The sequence below is a fragment of the Achromobacter sp. NCFB-sbj8-Ac1-l genome (assembly GCF_052695805.1).
Genome location: NZ_CP199812.1, coordinates 5,814,597 through 5,833,770 on the forward strand (window position 1 = coordinate 5,814,597; position 19,174 = coordinate 5,833,770).

A 19,174-nucleotide genomic window follows, 5' to 3' on the forward strand; every position below is an offset into this window, starting at 1 on the left:
CCTTCCCCCCGATCCCCATGGGACGACAGACATGACCAGCACTGCCCTGCTCGACGCGCTTACCCAGGCCCTGGGCGCCGACGCGATCCTGCGCAACGAGGCCGACATGGCCGGCTACACCGAAGACTGGCGCGGCCGCTACAAGGGCCCGGCCCTGTGCGTGGCGCTGCCGGGGACCCCGCAGCAGGTGGCCGACATCGTGCGCTTGTGCAATGTCCACGCCACCCCGGTGCTGCCGCAAGGCGGCAACACCAGCCTGTGCGGCGGCGCCGTGCCCGATGCGGCGGGCCCGCCGCCCGTCATCGTCAACCTGGCCCGCCTGCGCAAGATCCGCCGCATCGACCCCGCCAACAACTCCATGGAAGTCGAAGCCGGCTGCGTGCTGGCCACCGTGCAGCAGGCGGCCGCCGAGGCCGGCCGCCTGTACCCCATCAGCCTGGGCGCCGAAGGTTCGTGCCAGATCGGCGGCACCATCGCCACCAATGCCGGCGGCACCGGCGTGCTGCGCTACGGCAATACGCGAGACAACATCCTGGGGCTGGAAGTGGTGCTGCCCGACGGCACGATCTGGCACGGCCTGACCGCGCTGCGCAAGAACAACACCGGCTTTGATCTGAAGCACCTGTTCATCGGCTCCGAAGGCACGCTGGGCATCGTGACCGCGGCGGTGCTCAAGCTGCACCCGCTGCCCGCCCGCCACGCCGTCGCCTGGCTGGCGCCGACCGATCCGCAGGCCGCGCTGGACATCCTGGGCCTGTTCCAGCAGCAATGCGCTTCGCGCCTGTCCGGTTTCGAAATGATCGACAGCAACCAGCTGGACATCGTCATGGCGCATGTGCCGGGCCGCAAGAATCCGCTGGCGGGCACGCATCCGTGGCACGTGCTGGTGGAACTGTCGGACACCGGCAGCGGCCCCGAACTGCAGGACGTGCTGCAGCAGATCCTGGAACAGGCCTCTGAACAAGGCCTCTTGCACGACGCCGTGCTGGCCACCAACGACAGCCAGCGCGCCGCGCTCTGGGAAGTCCGCCACAGCGTGTCCGAAGGCAACAAGAAGGCCGGCGTCGGCCTGACCACCGACAGCGCGGTGCCCGTTTCCTGCGTGCCGCAGTTCATTGCCGACGCCACCGCAGCCGTCCATCGCCTGGTGCCTGGCCTGCCCATCCTGATCGTGGCCCACCTGGGCGACGGCAACGTGCACTTCATTCCGTTCTTCACGTTCGACGCCTGGAACGCGCTGCCCGAGCGCGACGCCACGGCCGCCGCCATCCGCCGCGCCGTCAACGATGCCGCCGATGCGCTGGGCGGCACCTTCAGCGCCGAGCATGGCGTGGGCCGCACGTCGCTGGCCGAAATGGCGCACTACAAGTCGCCGGTCGAGCTGGACATGATGCGCACGCTGAAAGCCGGCTTCGACCCCGCCGCCCTCTTCAATCCCGGCCGCTTTCTGCCCTGAAGCGCCCTTTCCGTCCGCCGTCCCCGCCCCGCTGGAGCCTTCCATGAAACGCACTACGTACAACGCCTCGCGCCGCAGCGCGCTCAAGACCGCCGCCGCCGGCGTCGCCGCCCTGACCATGCCCATGATCTGGACGCCGTCGCGCGCGGCCTCCAAGCGCATCGTCGTGCGCGATGACGGCGGCATCTACAGCAAGGCCTATGGCGCCGTGTTCTACAAGCCGTTCACCGACGCCACCGGCATCCAGGTGGTGGGCGTGCAGGCCAACGCCGAGCCCACCGCGCAGATCCGCAGCATGGTCGACACCGGCAACTACACCTGGGACATGGCCAAGATCAGCCAGCCCGCCATCCTGATGCTGACCGAAGGCGACAAGGTCTACCTGGAAAAGCACGGCCTGGAATCCGACCCGGTCGTGGCCACGATTCCCAAGCAATACATGTCGCCCTACGGCGTGGGCAACAACGTCTACACCACGGTGCTGGCGTATCGCACCGACGCCTTCAAGGGCCGCCGTGCGCCGGCGTCGTGGGCAGACTTCTGGGACGTCAAGAACATCCCCGGCCGCCGCGGCCTGCGCAAGCATCCGTTCGACACCATCGAAGAAGCGCTGATGGCCGACGGCGTGCCCACCGACAAGGTCTACCCCTGCGACGTCGACCGCGCCCTGGCCAGCCTGGACAAGATCAAGCCGTCGGTCGACGTGTGGTGGAACACCGGCGCGCAGGTCGAACAGATGCTGGGTTCGGGCGAGGTCGACATGATCGCCACCTGGGTCTCGCGCGCGCAATCGGCCATCGCCAACGGCGCCCCCGTGCAGATCGTGTGGGACCAGAACATCTGGGGCTGCGACAACTGGTCCATCCTGAAGGGCACGCCCAACGCCGACGCCTGCCGCGAATTCATCAAGTTCGCGTCCGACCCCAAGCGCCAGGCCGCGCTGGTCGAGTACTTCGCCGCCGGCGTCACCCAACCCGCCGCGTTTGATTTCATCAAGGCCGACGTGGCGCGCAACTGCCCCACCCATCCCGACAACATCAAGACCGGCCTGCACATCAACGCCGCGTACTGGCTGGACAAGCAGCGCGACGTGCTCGAGCGCTTCAACGGCTGGGTCCTGAAGTAATTCTCTGCATACGCCGAACACCATGTCTTCTTCCAATCTGCAAATCTCCGGCCTGGGCAAACGCTACGGCGACTTCGTCGCCCTGGCGCCCACTCACCTGGACGTCGCCCGCGGCGAATTCCTGACCCTGCTGGGCCCGTCCGGATCGGGCAAGACCACGCTGCTCAGCCTGATCGCCGGCCTGGCCCGGCCCGACGAAGGCCGCGTGCTGATCGACGGCCACGACGTCACTTACGGCGCGCCGTACGAGCGGGATATCGGCATGGTGTTCCAGAACTACGCGCTGTTCCCGCACATGACCATCCTGGAGAACATCGCGTTTCCGCTGAAGATGCGCAAGATCCCGGCGGCCGAAGCGAAGCGCCGCGCCCAGGAAGCACTGGACATGGTGCGGCTGCCGCAGGTCGGCACGCGGCTGCCCCGCGAACTGTCTGGCGGCCAGCAGCAGCGCATCGCCCTGGCGCGCTGCATGGTCTACCGCCCCGCGATCATCCTGATGGACGAACCGCTGGGCGCGCTGGACAAGAAGCTGCGCGACCAGATGCAGCTGGAGATCAAGCGCATCCACCGCGAGCTGGGCACGACCATCGTCTACGTGACGCATGACCAGGAAGAGGCCATGACCATGTCCGACCGCATCTGCCTGATGAACGGCGGCGCGATCGAACAATTGGGCACCCCGGCCGACCTGTACTTCCGCCCGCGCACGCTGTTCGTGGCCGACTTCCTGGGCGAATCCAACCTGCTGCCGGGTGAAGTCACCGCGGTGGATGGCGACACGCTGACCGTCAAGCTGGCGCACCAGGGCGTGACCGGCCAGGCACTGTCCAACGGCGCCGCCATCAAGGTCGGCCAGAAGGTCACGCTGATGTTGCGACCGCAGAACCTGCAAGCCGGCCCCGCCGCGGCCCCCGGCCCCAACGGCCCGGCCCTGACCGGCAAGCTGCTCGACGTGATGGTGACGGGCAGCCTGACCAAGCTGTACCTCGATTCGGGCGTGCCCGACGGCGCCCCGATCGTGGTGGCCTACCCCACCCGCCGAGAGGCCGAGCAATACGCCATCGGCCAGCCCTTGTCGGTCAGCTGGCAGGCCGCCGACGCGGTCGCCATCGCGGAGTGACGGCATGAGCCCCCTCGCCCCTCCCCGCAAGCGCATGAGCCAGGGCCGCCGCCATTTCCTGATGGCCGCACCGCTGGTGATCCTGCTGCTGGTGCTGCTGATCTATCCGGTCGGCCAGTTGCTGCTGCTCAGCTTCTACGGCGACCAGGGCTTCACGCTGGCGCAGTACCACCGGCTGTTCGAGTCGTCGGTGTACGTCAACGTGCTGCTGATCACGCTGAAGATCTCGCTGTGGACGACGTTCTTTGCGGTGGTGGCCGGCTACCCGGTCGCCTACCTGATCTCCAGCCTGTCGGCCCGGCGCAAGACCTCGCTGCTGTTCTGGGTGCTGCTGTCGTTCTGGACCAGCTTCCTGGTGCGCACCTTCGCCTGGGTCGTGCTGCTGGGCCGCAACGGCGTGGTCAACCAGCTGTTGCAGGCGCTGGGCATCCTGGATGCGCCGGCCAACCTGCTCTACAACTTCGGCAGCGTGCTGGTCGGCATGGTGCATGCGCTGATGCCGCTGGCGGTGCTGACGATGCTGTCGGTCATGGAGAACATCGACCGCAACCTGCCGCGCGCCGCATCGACCCTGGGCGCGCGCCCCGGCACGGCGTTCTGGAAGATCTATTTCCCGCTGTCGATGCCCGGCGTGGCCGCCGCGGCCATCATGGTGTTCGTCACCGCGATCGGCTTTTTCATCACGCCTGCGCTGCTGGGCGGCCGCAAGGAAACGATGATCACGCAGATCATCATCGACCAGGTCCAGCAGACCATGAACTGGGAATTCGCCGGCGCGGTGTCGGTGCTGCTGCTGGTGGTGGTGCTGGTGGTCTTCGCCCTGTACGACAAGATCCTGGGGCTGTCGACCATGACCGGCGGCAGCGCATCGCGCCCTCGTACGTCAAGCCAGCCCGGCCTGATGCGCCGCGCGGGCGAAGCGCTGCTGGACGTGCTGGCCGCGCTGTCCGACCGCCTGTTCTCGCTGCTGCCCAAGCGCCTGCGCCGCTCGGTGTCCGGCACCGGCCAGTCCCGCACGCTGTGGTGGATCGTGCTGGCGGTGCTGGCCTTCCTGTCCGCCCCCGCGTTCCTGATGATCCCGCTGTCGTTCGATTCGGGTTCGGGCCTGACCTGGCCGCCCAAGGGCTTTTCACTGCAATGGTACGAGCAGATGTTCACATCGCCGGTATGGATGCAGGCGATCACGCGGTCACTGATCGTGGGCGTGGGCACGGGCCTCCTGGCCATGCTGATCGGCACGCCAGCGGCCTTCCTGCTGGTGCGCGCCGACATGCGCGGCAAGTCCGCGATGCTGGCCTTCGTGCTGTCGCCCATCGTGGTGCCGCGCATGATCATCGCGGTGGGCATGTTCTATTTCTTTGCCCGTGTCGGCCTGGTGGGCTCGACGATCGGCCTGATCCTGGCCCACACGGTGGTGGCCGTGCCGTACGTGGTGATCACGATGATGGCAGTGCTGCGCAACTACGACACGCGCCTGGACCTGGCGGCCCAAAGCCTGGGCGCCGGCCCGTGGTCGACGCTGCGATTCGTGACGTTCCCGATCCTGGGCGCGGGCCTGATGTCGTCGTTCCTCTTCGCGTTTGCAACGTCGTTCGACGAGCTGACGATTGCGCTGTTCGCTTCGGGCGGCCTGAACGCCACCCTGCCCAAGCAGTTCTGGGACGAGGTGACGCTGCAAATCTCGCCCGTGATCGCCGCGGTATCGACCTGCCTGTTCATTTTCATCGCCGCGCTGATCTGGCTCGCCGACCGGCTGCGCCGCCGCAGCCTGGCGGGCTGACACGCGGCGCCGTTTCCCTTTTATCAGGATCTATTCCATGTTGAATGCAAGCCAACTGCGCGGCGTGTTCCCCGCGATCCCCACCCCGGTCAACGCCGACGACACGATCAACGCCCCGGCCGCCCAGGCGCTGATCGCCTATCTGCTCAAGCAAGGCATCGACGGCATCGTGCCGCTGGGCGGCACGGGCGAATACGGCGCGCTGGCCCGCGCCGAACGCATCCGCATGTGCAAGCTGACCGTAGACGCCGTCGCCGGCCGCGTGCCGGTGATCCCCGGCGTACTGGACCCCGGCTTCCACGACGCACTGCAAGCCGGCCAGGAATTCGCCGACGCAGGCGCGGACGCACTGATGGTGCTGACGCCCTACTACACGACACCGACGCAAGCCGGCATCCGCGAGTATTTCCTGCGCTACGCAGACGCCTCGCCGCTGCCGATCATGATCTACGAAATTCCGTACCGCACGCGCATCGCGATTGCCCCGGAGGTATTGCACGAGCTGTCGCGCCACCCGAACATCATCGGGATGAAGGCCTGCAACACGGACATGTACCACTTCCTGCGCACGGTGGCAGGCGTAGACGATTCGTTCGCCGTCTTCAGCGGCGAAGATACGCTGCTCCCCGTCCACCTGGCCGCCGGCGCCCGCGGCGGCATCGTGGTGACGGCAAGCCTGCTGCCCAAGGCCTGGCGCCAGGTCTACGACCTGGCCGCGGCCGGCCAAACCCAACCCGCCATGCTGCTGCACCGCCGCCTGATCCCCCTGATGAACCTGGCATTCGCGGAGACGAATCCTGGACCGATGAAGTCTGTGATGGATCTTATCGGCGTCGATTCTCCTTGTGTTTTGGATCCTTTGGTGGAGCCGGGGGCTGAGTTGCAGGAAGCGCTGCGGGTTGTGTTGAAGCCGTTGTTGGTGGAGTTTGAGGGCGTTTGAAGAATTGAGTGTTTGAAGAATTGAGTTCTTAAGCCGCGCGTGACGGTGTCGGGGTGGGGTGGGCGGGGCTACGATTGCGGTCCGGAGCCTTCGCTCCGGACTGCCCCGTCGTCATCCTCGCCCGCCTTCGGCTCCCTACGGATTCCCTCGGGCGCATCTACACGCCCCGCCCACCCCACCCCGACACCGCCACGCGCTCTTGATGCGACTTAATGGCGGACCCTGGGGCGGTCGGTGTGCTTGGCATGTTAGCCACGGTCAGAGGGGGGTGGGCGGGGTGGGACGGTGCCCGCTTCGTGCCGGCCGCGCGGGCGGCCTTACGAAGCTTACGCGGCGTCTTGCGTGCGCCGATGACGCTCTCGCGTGTAGGTAGTGATGTTGGTGCTGTCAGGATGTCGCTCTTGCGTGTGAGCGGAGCACGTGGCATCAGAAATGCTGTTGGCCTGTAGCGGCGCGGATGCCGTGGCGTTGACATCAATGTGCAGCGCCTGATGGGCGGCGCGCGAGACAGCCAGCATGCGCAAGCCAGTGCCTGCTCGCGCCGCCCATCACCGCCCCCTCCCCCCTGACTGCGAACCATTAGAAAACCAATCTCCAACAGCGCGAAGCGCACCCGCAACACATTCCACCAACGCAATGCCAAACGTGGCCGCCCGCGCGGCCGCGGCTTGGCGGCCCTGTAGATTTCATGCCCTGACCACAGGTCTAGCGACGCAACGAACCCAGACGCGCGTAGCCCGTCGTGCAGGGCTTCGTGGCAGCGGGCAACCTCGATGCGCCCGAGGGAATCCGTAGGGAGCCGAAGGCGTACGAGGATGACGAAGGGGAAGTCCGGCGCCGGCGCGCCGGACCGCAATCGTGGGCGCCCGCTGCCACGAAGCCCTGCACGACGGGCGACCCACGAAGATCAATTCAACAAACCAAGACCCACAACTACCGCGAATAAGCCGAAAACTTAGACTTCGAAATAGAAGTCGCCGCCACCTGCACATGCTGCGCCAATTCAGCCTCGACTCTTGCCACCGTCCACCGCGTCGTCGGCACAGAAATATTGATAGCAGCCACCGCCAACCCCCGATGATCGATCACCGGCGCCGCCACCGAAATATCCCCAAGCACCGTTTCGTTCACGATGATTGCGTAACCCTTCTCGGCCACGCGCTGCGCGCGTTCCAGCAGCTTGTCCGGGTTCACCTCTGTGTAGGGGGTGATGGGGTCCAGGCGGGTTTGGGACAGGATTTCGCGGCGCTGTTCGTCTGACAGGCGCGACAGGATGGCCGTGCCCGAGGCGGTGAAATAGGCGGGCAGGCGGCTGCCTACGGCGATGTCCACGTTGACCAGGTGGTGGCCGGGGAAGCGGGCCACGAACACGATTTCGTGGCCGTCCAGCTCTTGCAGGTTCGTCGTTTCACCCAGCGTGCGGCTGATGTCCAGCAGGTAGGGGGACGCCTTGTCGATCAGCTCGTTCGCGCGCACATAGTTGTACGAGAATTGCAGCACCTTCGGCGTCAGGCCGTAATTGCGCGTATCGGGAATGCGGCGCAGATAGCCCAGCGTTTCAAGCGTGTACACCAGGCGTTGCGTCGCGCTGCGGTCCAGGCCCGATGCGCGGGCGATGTCGGCCAGCGTCATGTGGCGCTTCGGGCCGTCGAAGGCGTGCAGCACCTGGAAGGCTTTTTCGGTAGAGCCTACGAATAGCGAAGACCGGGTTTCGGTCGTTGCCTGCGTCTTGTCCGTATCGTCGGGCTTGCGGTTGGGCACGGGAAACAGCCTATTCAGTGAAGGAACGTGCACGAGCCAGGGCGCGCGATGCCGTCTTGCCGGGGGCGATCGCGCGAAGTGCACACTATTTAATTGTAATTCAATTATTAATAGCGAATTCCAATGACTTAATGCCCCCGGTGGCCGCGCGCTGCGTCAACCTGAATGGCCAGCCCCCCCGCTCTCGACCCTCCGGTGGCGGACTCGCCGCTACCTGCCGCCGTTGACCGCGTCGCGTACCCCCGACGCGCTTGCACTACCCCGCCAACGGCACGCCCGGTTGGCTGGCCGAACGCGACCCCGGCACCGGGTGGCAGGACTGCGGGTAATAGGTATGCACCACCGACAGCTTCACGCGGTCGCTGCGGTTGCCTTGGGCCGCATGCAGCGTGCGGCAATGGAAGAACACCACGTCGCCCGCCTGCAGTTCGGGGCAGACGGCGCGCGCGATCCAGTCCGCGTTGCCAGGGGCGTCGTCGCGGAAGAATTTCTTGTCGTCGAATTGCTGGGGCTGAAATGCCGCCGCATGCGAGCCGGGGATGAAAGACAGGCCGCCGTTCTCGCGCGTCTCGGGCCCCAGGGCCAGCCAACAGGACACCAGGTCCGTGTCGGAAAACGACCAATAGCGGATGTCCTGGTGCCAGCCCGTCAGGCTGCCATAGGCCGGGTGCTTCGTCATCACGCAGTTGTGGTGCACCGTCGACAGCACCGGGGCCTCGCCGAAATAGCGTGCCAGCGACTGGCCGATGCGGGCGTCGGTGGCCCATTGCGCGAACAGCGGGTCGCGGGCGTAGGCGTTGAGCAGGCGCCGCACCGTCAAGCCGCCTTCGGCGCTGCGCGATTCCGGTGCGCCGGGGTAGCGCAGATCCGCTTCGTATTCGATGGGCGCAACGTGGTCGTGCAGATGGCGTTCGGCCAGCGCCCGCAGCGCCTGGACCTGCGCCGTATCCACGAACTGGCGCGCCACGAAAAAGCCCTGCTCGCGCAGGACCGCCAACTCTTTTTCTTGCAGTGACCCGGACATCTCGACCCTCACACCCCGCGGCGTAAGCTGCAAAGCGTCTGCGCACAGGGCAGGCGCGTGCCGGGCAAGGCGCCGGCGAGCGCGGGGAGAGCTAGATTACCAAATGTGCGGGCGGGACCGTTACTGGAAATGCGGCCGCAATTCCTGAGGGAAGGCGGCCGCCATCTATGCCATGAAAACGCTCAGGTTGGCGTCAGCCGGCCGGTGTTTTTTCGGGGGGTTCGGCCGCCCTGAGCCGCGCGGTATCGCGTTCGACTTCCTCGTGGTGCACCCATTCGCGCCACACCGCCACCAACAGCGCCATCAGCACCGGCCCCACGAACAGGCCCACGATGCCCATGGTCTTGACCCCGCCCACCAGACCGAAGAACGTCGGCAGGAAAGGCAGCTTGACCGGGCCGCCCACCAGGCGCGGGCGCAGCGTCTTGTCGACGATGAAAAGCTCGACGCTGCCCCAGACCATCAGCGCGATGCCCGCCACCACGTGGCCCGAGCCCACCAGGTACAGCGACACCAGCGTGAACGATAGCGGCGCGCCGCCGGGAATCAGCGCCATGAAACCGGTCACCACGCCCAGCAGCACCGGCGACGGCACGCCCGCCACCCAGTAGGCGACGCCCAGCACCAGGCCTTCGCCCAGTGCAATCAGGCCCATGCCGGTGACGGTGGAATTGATGGTGGCCGGCACCACGCGCGAAAAGCGCTGCCAGCGCGCGGGCAGGATGCGTTCGCCCAGCACGTCCAGCTGGGCCACCATGCGCAGGCCGTCCTTGTAGACGAAGAACAGCGTGATCAGCATGAACAATACGGTCAGCAGCAACTGGAACACATTGCCCGTGGCGGCCAGCACCATGCGGTAGATGTTGCCCAGGTGTTCGCCGCTGACGGCTTCGACCAGCGCGCCCAGCGCGTGGGGCTGGCCAATATAGGCTTCCCAGTATTCGCCCAGGCGGTCGCCCACCACCGGCATCGAGGTGATCCAGGCTGGCACGGCCACGCCATGCCGGTTGGCTGCGATGGCCCAGGCGAAGAACGTGCTGGCTTCCTTGATGGCGTACGACAGCGCCAGCGACAGCGGCACGATCAGCACCACCACAACGACCAGCAGCGCCAGCGAGGCGGCCAGCATCGTGCGGCCGCCGCAGCGGTCGACCAGGCGCCGGTACAAGGGCCAGCTGGCCAGGCCGATGATCAGCGCGGCCAGTGCGGGCACCAGGAATCCGCTCAGGAAATACACGCCCGCCAGCAGGACCAGCAGCAAAAGCCAACGGGCGATCAGGTAAGCGGGAAGTACAGGCTGCATAGAGATCGACAGTGAATGCGTTTAGGCTTTGACTGTCGGACTATACATACGTTTCCAGAAATACGAGGGACACAAGCCCTGTATTTACTACGGGGTTTCCCGCGATTTCGCCGCTGGTGCCGACTACAGCGCGTACTCGGCGGCTTCTTCCCGGGCGGTGCGGCGGCGCTGCGGCATTTCGGGGGCATTGGCGGCCGCCACGCCGGCCACGGCCATCTGCCTGGCCTGGCTGGTCTGGCGCTGCTGGAACACCCCGCAGCTGACGGCGGCCGGATCGGTTTCGTCGCGGCCGCTCAAGAGCGGGCAGCTGGCGAACAATTCGGCGACCCAGTCGGCAAATGCGCGCACCTTGGGCGACAGCTGGCGGCTCTGCGGGTACAGCACCGAGATCGCGGTGGTGCTGGGTTTCCACTGGGGCAGCACTTCGATCAGCTCGCCCGATTGCAGGTACGGCAGCGCCATGTAGCGCGGGGTCTGGATCAGGCCGAAGCCCTTCAGGCCGCAGTCCAGGTAGGCGCCGGCTTCGTTGACGGCGACGGTGCCGCGCATGTCGACTTCCTGGTGCTTGCCGTCGATCTTGAAGTCCCAGGGGCAATTGCGGCCGCTGCGACTGGAGAAATAGTGCACCGCGTGGTGGTCGCGCAGGTCTTCGATGGTCTGCGGCATGCCGTGACGCGCCACGTAGGTGGGCGAGGCGCAGGTCACCGTCTGCAAGGTGCCGATGCGGCGCGCGACCAGGCTGGAATCTTCGAGGTCGCCCGCGCGGATGACGCAGTCCACGGCCTCTTGCACCATATCCACGGGGCGGTCGCCCAGGCCGAGCACCAGCTCGACGTCCGGGTATTTGTCGTGAAAATCACACAATGAGGGGATTAGAATCAGCCGCCCGATACACGTGGGCACGTCGATGCGCAGGCGCCCCTTCAGGCGCAGGGCCGCTTCCTGGAAGCAGGCCTCGGTTTCTTCGACGTCGGCCAGAATGCGCACGCAGTGCTGGTAGTAGCCTGCGCCGTCGGGCGTCAGGCCGATACGGCGCGTGGTGCGGTTGAGCAATCGCACGCCCAGCAGGCGTTCGAGATTCTGGATGATGGTGGTGACGGTGGTGCGCGGAAGCGAGAGGCTGTCGGCCGCCCGGGTGAAGCTATTGGCATCCACGACGCGCACAAACACCTGCATAGCCTGAAAACGGTCCATGGCGACGGTGTCCTATTAGGGCAGTTGGTCGGGGTGTACGGAGCATAACGCGTTTCCGGCCGGGATTAGACAATTCTGCCGAACAGTGTTGCCGAACAACACGTGTTTATCCGCACCGGCAAAACACTCAGAATTCAATCATCTTGAAGTGCCCGTGCCGCCCGGCGCCATCAAAGGGCCTGTCAATCCTCAGATTCCGATCCCGCGAGAGTCCGTCCCCCAAAGACACTCTCAGCCCAGGGAGACGTAACAGTGTTGCATGCTGCACCGCAGTATGACATCGGTGTTTCAGGACTGACAGACCCGCCGCGATGCCGCCCCCGCCGCCCCCCGCCCCCCTCGCGGTTCCCGGCAAGTGCGCTTCACCCCGACACCACCCTCAAGGAACATCATGGTTTCGCGTAATCGTATTGCTGTGCTCGTCGTTTTCGCGGCCGTCATTGCGGCCGGCGGTAGCTACGCCCTGTTTCGCGCCCCTGCCGGCGCCAATGCTGCCCAGGCGCAAGGCGCCCCGGCGGCGCCTCCCGTCGAAGTGGCCGAAGTGGTCAGCAAGACCATCGTCGACTGGCAGCGGTATTCCGGTCGCCTGGAAGCCATCGACCGCGTGGACATCCGTCCGCTGGTCTCCGGCACCCTGACCGCCGTGCACTTCCAGGACGGCAGCATCGTCAAGAAGGGCGACGTCCTGTTCACCATCGACCCGCGCCCCTACGCGGCCGAGGTGGATCGCGCCGCCGCCGCCCTGACGGCCGCCAAGGCCCGCGCCTCGTACACGGCCACCGAACTGGCCCGCGGCCAGCGCCTGTTGACCGACAACGCCATCGCCCGCCGCGATTTCGAGGAAAAGCAGAACGCCGCCCGCGAAGCCGCCGCCAACCTGCAAGGCGCGCAGGCTGCGCTGGACTACGCCAAGCTGAACCTGGGCTACACCCGCATCGAAGCGCCGGTCGCCGGCCGCGTCTCGCGGGCCGAGGTCACGGTGGGCAACGTGGTCGCCGCCGGCGCCACGTCGGTGCCGCTGACGACCCTGGTGTCGGTGTCCAAGATGTACGCGTCGTTCGACGTCGATGAGCAGACCTTCCTGAAGTACGTGAACCCCGCCCGCAACGGCAAGGCTGGCTCGGTACCGGTCGAGCTGGGCCTGGCCAACGAGGAAGGCTATTCGCGCACGGGCTTCGTGCAATCGGTGGACAACCGCCTGGACGCCACGTCCGGCACCATCCGCGTGCGCGCCGAGTTCGACAACGCGGATGGCTCGCTCCTGCCCGGCCTGTACGCCCGCATCCGCCTGGGCGGCAGCGACCCGCGCAGCGCCGTGCTGATCGATGAAAAGGCCATCGGCACCGACCAGGACAAGCGCTTCGTGCTGGTGCTGGACGACAAGAACCACGCCAATTACCGCCAGATCAAGCTGGGCGCCAACCAGGAAGGCCTGCGGGTCGTGGATTCCGGCCTGGCCCCCGGCGACCGCATCGTGGTCAACGGCCTGCAGCGCGTACGCCCCGGCGACGCCGTGAGCCCGACCGTGGTGCCCATGGTCACGGCCCAGCGCAACCCGGTCAAGACCGCATCGGCCAACGCCAACTAAGCGGCCGGTGACAAGACAAGCAGAACGAGAACGTTCATGAATATCTCGAAATTCTTCATCGACCGGCCGATCTTCGCCGGGGTGTTGTCCATATTGGTGCTGCTGGGCGGCCTGTTGGCCATGTTCCAGCTGCCCATTTCGGAATACCCGGAAGTGGTGCCGCCGTCCGTGGTGGTCCGCGCGCAGTATCCGGGCGCCAACCCCAAGGTCATCGCCGAAACCGTCGCCTCGCCGCTGGAGGAATCCATCAACGGCGTCGAAAACATGCTGTACATGCAGTCGCAGGCCAACAGCGACGGCAACCTGACGCTGACGGTCAACTTCAAGCTGGGCGTGGACCCGGACAAGGCGCAGCAGCTGGTGCAGAACCGCGTGTCGCAGGCGCTGCCGCGCCTGCCGCCGGACGTGCAGCGCCTGGGCGTGACCACGACCAAGAGCTCGCCCACCCTGACGCTGGTGGTGCACCTGATCTCGCCCAACGATCGCTACGACATCACCTACCTGCGCAACTACGCGATCCTGAACGTCAAGGACCGCCTGGCACGCATTACCGGGGTGGGTGAAGTGACCGTGTGGGGTTCGGGCAACTACTCGATGCGCGTGTGGCTCGATCCGCAAAAGGTCGCACAGCGCGGCATGACGGCCAGCGAAGTGGTGGCCGCCATCCGCGAACAGAACGTGCAGGTCGCCGCCGGCGTCATCGGCGCATCCCCCACCCAGGGCGACGTGCCGCTGCAGTTGAACGTGAATGCACGCGGCCGCTTGCAGACCGAAGAGGAATTCCGCGACATCATCCTGAAGACCTCGCCCGACGGCGCCGTGACGCACCTGTCGGACGTGGCCCGCGTGGAACTGGACGCGCAGGAATACGGCCTGCGTTCGCTGCTGGACAACAAGCAGGCGGTCGGCATGGGCATCATGCAGTCGCCGGGCGCCAACGCGCTGGACGTGTCGTCCAAGGTGCGCGCCGCCATGGCCGAGCTGGCCCAGGACTTCCCGCCGGGCGTGGAATACCGCATCGAATACGATCCGACCCAGTTCGTGCGTTCCAGTATCGAGGCCGTGGTGCACACGCTGCTGGAAGCCATTGCGCTGGTGGTGCTGGTGGTGATCCTGTTCCTGCAGACCTGGCGTGCGTCGATCATCCCGCTGCTGGCCGTGCCGGTGTCCATCGTCGGCACCTTCGGGCTGCTGCTGATGTTCGGCTATTCGATCAACGCCCTGTCGCTGTTCGGGATGGTGCTTGCCATCGGGATCGTGGTGGACGATGCGATCGTGGTGGTGGAAAACGTCGAACGCAACATTGCAGCGGGCTTGAGTCCACGCGATGCGACCTATCGCGCCATGCGTGAGGTCAGCGGGCCCATCATCGCCATCGCGCTGACGCTGTGCGCCGTGTTCGTGCCGCTGGCGTTCATGACGGGCCTGACCGGCCAGTTCTACAAGCAGTTCGCCATGACCATCGCCATTTCGACGGTGATCTCGGCCTTCAACTCGCTGACACTGTCGCCGGCCCTGTCGGCCCTGCTGCTCAAGAGCCACCACGACAAGCCGGATTGGCTGACCCGCGGCATGAACCGCGTGTTCGGCCGCTTCTTCAACTGGTTCAACAACATGTTCGGCCGCGCCTCCGAGAACTATGGCGTGGGCGTGTCGGGCGTGATCCGGCGCAAGGCCGGTGCCATGGCGGTGTACGTGGTGCTCGTGGCGGCCACCATCGGCGTGTCGTACCTGGTGCCCGGCGGTTTCGTGCCGGCGCAGGACAAGCAGTACCTGATCGGCTTTACCCAGTTGCCCAACGGCGCGTCGCTGGACCGCACGGAAGCAGTGATCCGCCAGATGAGCGACATCGCCCTGAAGGAACCGGGCGTGCAAAGCGCGATCGCGTTCCCCGGCCTGTCGATCAACGGCTTCACCAACAGTTCCAGCGCGGGCATCGTGTTCGTGGCCCTGAAACCGTTCGACGAACGCAAGGGCGCGGCGCTGTCGGGCAACGCCATCGCGGCGTCGCTGAACCAGAAGTTCGGCGCCATCCAGCAGGCGTTCATCGCCGTGTTCCCGCCCCCGCCGGTGCTGGGCCTGGGTACGCTGGGCGGCTTCAAGCTGCAACTGGAAGACCGCGCGGCGCTGGGCTATGCCGAGCTGGACAAGGCCAAGCAGGCCTTCCTGGCCAAGGCGCGCCAGACACCTGAACTGGGCCCCGCGTTCTCCAGCTACGAAATCAACGTGCCGCAGCTGGACGTGGACCTGGACCGGGTGAAGGCCAAGCAGTTGGGCGTGCCGGTGACCGAAGTGTTCGACACCATGCAGATCTACCTGGGCTCCATGTACGTCAACGACTTCAACCGCTTCGGCCGCGTGTTCCAGGTGCGGGCCCAGGCTGACGCGCCGTTCCGCGCCCACGCCGACGACATCCTGCAACTGAAGACCCGCAATGCCGCGGGCGACATGGTGCCGCTGTCGTCGCTGGTGACGGTCAAGCAGACGTTCGGTCCGGAAATGGTGGTGCGCTACAACGGCTACACCGCCGCCGACATCAACGGCGGCCCGGCCCCCGGCTATTCGTCGGACCAGGCGCAAGCCGCGGCCGAGCGCGTGGCGGCGGAAACCCTGCCGCGCGGCGTGAAGTTCGAGTGGACGGACCTGACGTACCAGCAGATCCTGGCGGGCAATGCCGGCCTGTGGGTGTTCCCGATCAGCGTGCTGCTGGTGTTCCTGGTGCTGGCCGCGCTGTATGAAAGCCTGACGCTGCCGCTGGCCGTGATCCTGATCGTGCCGATGAGCATCCTGGCGGCCCTGACGGGTGTGTACCTGACGGGCAACGACAACAACATCTTCACGCAGATCGGCTTGATGGTGCTGGTGGGGTTGTCGGCGAAGAACGCGATCCTGATCGTGGAATTCGCCCGCGAGCTGGAGATGAACGACGGCCGCACACCGCTGGAAGCCGCCATCGAGGCCAGCCGCCTGCGTCTGCGCCCGATCCTGATGACGTCCATCGCGTTCATCATGGGGGTGGTGCCGCTGGTGCTGTCGTCGGGCGCAGGCTCGGAAATGCGCCATGCCATGGGTGTCGCGGTGTTCTTCGGGATGCTGGGCGTGACGTTGTTCGGCCTGTTCCTGACGCCGGTGTTCTACGTGCTGCTGCGTTCGATGAGCGGCAAGACGCTGCATTCGGCCGCGCAGCATGAAGCGCCGGTGTGCGTGCCGCACATCGACCCGAACGCCCCGCCCGCCACGCAACACCACGCCTGAGCCGGCCCGGAAAAAATAGCCAGCGCGCCCCGTCCCGAACGGCGGGGCGCGCCCCCAAGAGAATCGTCATGAAGACCAAAAGACTGATCCGAGGTTCCGCCCTGCTTGCCGTCCTGCTTGTGCTGGCCGGCTGCGCGGTGGGCCCGACTTATGAACGGCCCGCGGCCGCCGCGCCGGCGGCCTACAAGGAAGCCGCCCTGCCCGCTTCGGAAGCGGGCACCTGGAAGGCCGCCGAGCCGTCGGAAGACGCGCTGCGCGGCGCCTGGTGGAAAGTGTTCGGCGACGAAGGCCTGAACCAGCTGCAGGACGAGGCCCAGAAGGCCAACCAGAACCTGCAGGCCGCCGCCGCCCGCCTGACCCAGGCCCGCGCCCTGCAACGCGAGGCCCGCGCCGGCTTCTTCCCGAGCCTGGACGCCGCCTTCGGCCCCAGCCGCCAACGCCCGTCGGCCGTGTCGCAAGGCCTGCCCGACGGCACGCCGACGAGTCCGAGCACGACCTGGCGCGCACAGGGCACGGTTTCGTATGAAGCCGACCTGTTCGGCCGCGTGGCTTCCACGGCGGACGCCGCGACGGCCGACGCGCAACAAAGCGAGGCGCTGTACCGCTCGGTGCTGCTGGCGTTGCAGGCCGACGTGGCCAGCACGTATTTCCTGGTGCGCGAGCAGGACGCGGAATCGGCGCTGTACAACCAGACGGTGAAGCTGCGCACGGATACGCTGCAACTGATCCAGCGCCGCTACGACGCGGGCGACATCAGCGAGCTGGACCTGGCGCGCGCGAAGGCCGAACTGGCGTCGGCACAATCGGAAGCCCTGGGCATCGACCGCCGCCGCGCGGCGGCCGAGCACGCGCTGGCCGTCCTGCTGGGCCGCGCCCCGTCGGAATTCACGATGCCACCGCAGCCGATACAGAAGGTGGCGCTGTCGATCCCGGCGGGCCTGCCGTCGACGCTGCTGGAACGCCGCCCCGACATCGCGGCCGCCGAGCGCGCCATGGCCGCGGCAAATGCCCGCGTGGGCGCGGCCAAGTCGGCGTTCTTCCCGCGCCTGGATATCACGGGCGCATTCGGCTACGAATCCTCGGAACTGGGCAATCTGTTCCAATGGTCCAGCCGCACGTTCCTCTTGGGCCCGCTGGTGGGCGCCGCGCTGTCGATGCCGATCTTCGACGGCGGCCGCCGCCAGGCCGGCCTGGACCGCGCCCGCGCGGTCTATGAAGAAGACGTGGCGGTCTACCGCCAGACGGTGCTGAACGCGTTCCGCGAGGTGGAAGACAACCTGGCGAACCTGCGCATCCTGGCCGACCAGACGCGTGCGCAAGACGCGGCGGTGGAAGCGTCGGCACGGGCGGCAAAGCTGTCGCATACGCAGTACCGCGAAGGCTCGATCAGCTACCTGGATGTGATCGAGGCGGACCGCAGCGTGCTGTTGCAGCAGCGCGTATCGGTGCAGTTGAGCGGCGAACAGGCGCGATCGGCGGTGGACCTGATCCGCGCGATCGGCGGCGGCTGGGGCAACCCGGTGCCCGGGGCCGAGACGGTGGCCGCGAACCCGTAAAAAACGTGCTTGCCTGCACGTTCTGCCCCGCAGGTGCGTTCGCCTGCGGGGCATTTTCATGGGGCGGCCGCCCATGCCTGGCCACCTGCGCGGCTGGACTCAGTATTCGATCAACATGATGGGATGGTCAGAATATTCACCCACCGGCACGTCGCCTTGCTGGCCGTTGATGCGGCCCTCGACAGTGAACGTCTGCACGTTGCCAAGTCCCACGCCGTCTATCGCCACGCCCGGGGTCATGATCTTGTCCGTGCCGGCCTGGTACAGCTGATACTCGATATAGTTGCCCCCTGCCCCCTTCATTCTGCGCGTGCCATTGACGGCATTCTCACCCTCGCCGATGGAAATCTTGAACGGCACCAGAACCGTGCAATATAGGCCGACGTTGGCGGTGGATGGCTTGAACCGGGACACCAGCGGCTGGGCGCCAAAGTTCAGCGTGGCGGCGCCGCCGTTGAACGCGCAAGATTTGCGCACATCAAGCGACACATTCACGATGCTCGATGCCGTCCCGGAATGCCACGAAAATGGCGCGCACAGGCCCAGCGCGCCCAGCGAGCAATAACCCCACTCCCAATGCAGCGTAATGGTGTCCCGATAGGTCGCGGCGGTGGGATTGGCACCGGCCTGCGTCTCCAGGAACAGCTGCACATTGCCGCCCACCGACCCGCCCAACCCCAGAAAACTCAACCCGCCCTGGGGCAGGCTTACCTGTTGCCCGAATGGCAGACTGACCGTCCCTTTCGCGTCGCTGTAAAGCTTGTAGGGCACGCGGCCCAGGCCGAACAAGACGGTCATGGCGCCATTGTTCGAACTGATGGCTGTCACCTTGAGCTGCGAATTGGTGCCCAGGTTGATAAGGGAAAAGAAATTGCACTGGAAGCTGGAATCGAATTGCCGGGAGTTCTTGCTTTTGTAGAGCTCGTAGGAATAGAACGAACCAAATTTGATTTCCGCCCCAGCCCCTCCCTGGCAGTTGTTGTCTGCGCTTGCAACGGCGGACAGGCCCGCCAGCAGCGCCACGAAAAGCAGAACGCGTTGAAAGAAGATGGGCATGATGAAGTCGCTCAC

At 66.2% G+C, this 19,174-nt stretch carries 13 protein-coding genes; 8 read left to right on the forward strand and 5 right to left on the reverse strand.

From position 1 onward, the window contains the following. Positions 1-31: 31 nt before the first annotated feature. From ACUDP5_RS26685 to dapA, 5 genes are read left to right on the forward strand one after another with little or no spacing between them, the layout of a single operon-like run. Positions 32-1,456 (forward strand): FAD-binding oxidoreductase, encoded by a 1,425-nt coding sequence (locus ACUDP5_RS26685; RefSeq protein WP_445657662.1) that lies wholly within the window; start codon positions 32-34, stop codon positions 1,454-1,456. Positions 1,457-1,499: 43 nt separating this feature from the next. Continuing rightward, positions 1,500-2,582, forward strand: a complete 1,083-nt coding sequence (locus ACUDP5_RS26690) for an ABC transporter substrate-binding protein (protein WP_445657663.1) — start codon at positions 1,500-1,502, stop codon at positions 2,580-2,582. Between the two features lie 22 nt (positions 2,583-2,604). Beyond that, positions 2,605-3,702, forward strand: a complete 1,098-nt coding sequence (locus ACUDP5_RS26695; protein WP_445657664.1) for an ABC transporter ATP-binding protein — start codon at positions 2,605-2,607, stop codon at positions 3,700-3,702. Positions 3,703-3,706: 4 nt separating this feature from the next. Further along, positions 3,707-5,482 carry an ABC transporter permease subunit gene (locus tag ACUDP5_RS26700; protein ID WP_445657665.1) on the forward strand — a complete coding sequence of 592 codons (1,776 nt, stop codon included), beginning with the start codon at positions 3,707-3,709 and terminating at the stop codon, positions 5,480-5,482. A gap of 37 nt (positions 5,483-5,519) precedes the next feature. Continuing rightward, positions 5,520-6,422, forward strand: a complete 903-nt coding sequence (dapA, locus tag ACUDP5_RS26705) for a 4-hydroxy-tetrahydrodipicolinate synthase (protein WP_445657666.1) — start codon at positions 5,520-5,522, stop codon at positions 6,420-6,422. A 933-nt stretch (positions 6,423-7,355) separates the two neighbouring features. Here dapA and ACUDP5_RS26710 read toward each other — a convergent pair. The 4 genes from ACUDP5_RS26710 to ACUDP5_RS26725 all read right to left on the reverse strand — a co-directional run bounded on the left by ACUDP5_RS26710 (position 7,356) and on the right by ACUDP5_RS26725 (position 11,704). Then, positions 7,356-8,183, reverse strand: a complete 828-nt coding sequence (locus ACUDP5_RS26710) for an IclR family transcriptional regulator (RefSeq protein WP_263915662.1) — start codon at positions 8,181-8,183, stop codon at positions 7,356-7,358. Positions 8,184-8,439: 256 nt separating this feature from the next. After that, a complete protein-coding gene (locus tag ACUDP5_RS26715) occupies positions 8,440-9,207 on the reverse strand; it encodes a phytanoyl-CoA dioxygenase family protein (RefSeq protein WP_445657667.1) in 768 nt (255 codons plus the stop codon). A 193-nt stretch (positions 9,208-9,400) separates the two neighbouring features. After that, positions 9,401-10,510 carry an AI-2E family transporter gene (locus ACUDP5_RS26720; RefSeq protein ID WP_445657668.1) on the reverse strand — a complete coding sequence of 370 codons (1,110 nt, stop codon included), beginning with the start codon at positions 10,508-10,510 and terminating at the stop codon, positions 9,401-9,403. Positions 10,511-10,633: 123 nt separating this feature from the next. Then, positions 10,634-11,704, reverse strand: a complete 1,071-nt coding sequence (locus tag ACUDP5_RS26725; RefSeq protein WP_263915659.1) for a LysR family transcriptional regulator — start codon at positions 11,702-11,704, stop codon at positions 10,634-10,636. 391 nt (positions 11,705-12,095) lie between these two features. On the opposite strand from ACUDP5_RS26725, the gene ACUDP5_RS26730 reads away from it, so the two are divergent. The 3 genes from ACUDP5_RS26730 (at position 12,096) to ACUDP5_RS26740 (ending at position 18,103) form a co-directional block, all read left to right on the forward strand. Next, positions 12,096-13,292 carry an efflux RND transporter periplasmic adaptor subunit gene (locus tag ACUDP5_RS26730; RefSeq protein ID WP_081821632.1) on the forward strand — a complete coding sequence of 399 codons (1,197 nt, stop codon included), beginning with the start codon at positions 12,096-12,098 and terminating at the stop codon, positions 13,290-13,292. A 36-nt stretch (positions 13,293-13,328) separates the two neighbouring features. Further along, a complete protein-coding gene (locus tag ACUDP5_RS26735) occupies positions 13,329-16,547 on the forward strand; it encodes an efflux RND transporter permease subunit (protein WP_263915658.1) in 3,219 nt (1,072 codons plus the stop codon). 68 nt (positions 16,548-16,615) lie between these two features. Further along, positions 16,616-18,103, forward strand: coding sequence for an efflux transporter outer membrane subunit (locus ACUDP5_RS26740; protein WP_445657669.1), 1,488 nt, complete (start codon positions 16,616-16,618; stop codon positions 18,101-18,103). A 99-nt stretch (positions 18,104-18,202) separates the two neighbouring features. Here the strand turns inward: ACUDP5_RS26740 and ACUDP5_RS26745 are convergent, their stop codons facing one another. Beyond that, on the reverse strand, positions 18,203-19,174 hold the full coding sequence (locus tag ACUDP5_RS26745) for a Csu type fimbrial protein (protein ID WP_445657670.1): 972 nt from the start codon (positions 19,172-19,174) through the stop codon (positions 18,203-18,205).

Bases quoted from the DNA above. Each gene is read 5' to 3' on its own strand.
- ACUDP5_RS26700 (WP_445657665.1), top strand. From the start codon at position 3,707: ATGAGCCCCCTCGCCCCTCCCCGCAAGCGCATGAGCCAGGGCCGCCGC.
- ACUDP5_RS26695 (WP_445657664.1), top strand. From the start codon at position 2,605: ATGTCTTCTTCCAATCTGCAAATCTCCGGCCTGGGCAAACGCTACGGC.
- ACUDP5_RS26715 (WP_445657667.1), bottom strand. From the start codon at position 9,207: ATGTCCGGGTCACTGCAAGAAAAAGAGTTGGCGGTCCTGCGCGAGCAG.
- ACUDP5_RS26690 (WP_445657663.1), top strand. From the start codon at position 1,500: ATGAAACGCACTACGTACAACGCCTCGCGCCGCAGCGCGCTCAAGACC.
- ACUDP5_RS26735 (WP_263915658.1), top strand. From the start codon at position 13,329: ATGAATATCTCGAAATTCTTCATCGACCGGCCGATCTTCGCCGGGGTG.
- ACUDP5_RS26720 (WP_445657668.1), bottom strand. From the start codon at position 10,510: ATGCAGCCTGTACTTCCCGCTTACCTGATCGCCCGTTGGCTTTTGCTG.
- ACUDP5_RS26685 (WP_445657662.1), top strand. From the start codon at position 32: ATGACCAGCACTGCCCTGCTCGACGCGCTTACCCAGGCCCTGGGCGCC.
- ACUDP5_RS26725 (WP_263915659.1), bottom strand. From the start codon at position 11,704: ATGGACCGTTTTCAGGCTATGCAGGTGTTTGTGCGCGTCGTGGATGCC.
- ACUDP5_RS26730 (WP_081821632.1), top strand. From the start codon at position 12,096: ATGGTTTCGCGTAATCGTATTGCTGTGCTCGTCGTTTTCGCGGCCGTC.
- ACUDP5_RS26740 (WP_445657669.1), top strand. From the start codon at position 16,616: ATGAAGACCAAAAGACTGATCCGAGGTTCCGCCCTGCTTGCCGTCCTG.
- dapA (WP_445657666.1), top strand. From the start codon at position 5,520: ATGTTGAATGCAAGCCAACTGCGCGGCGTGTTCCCCGCGATCCCCACC.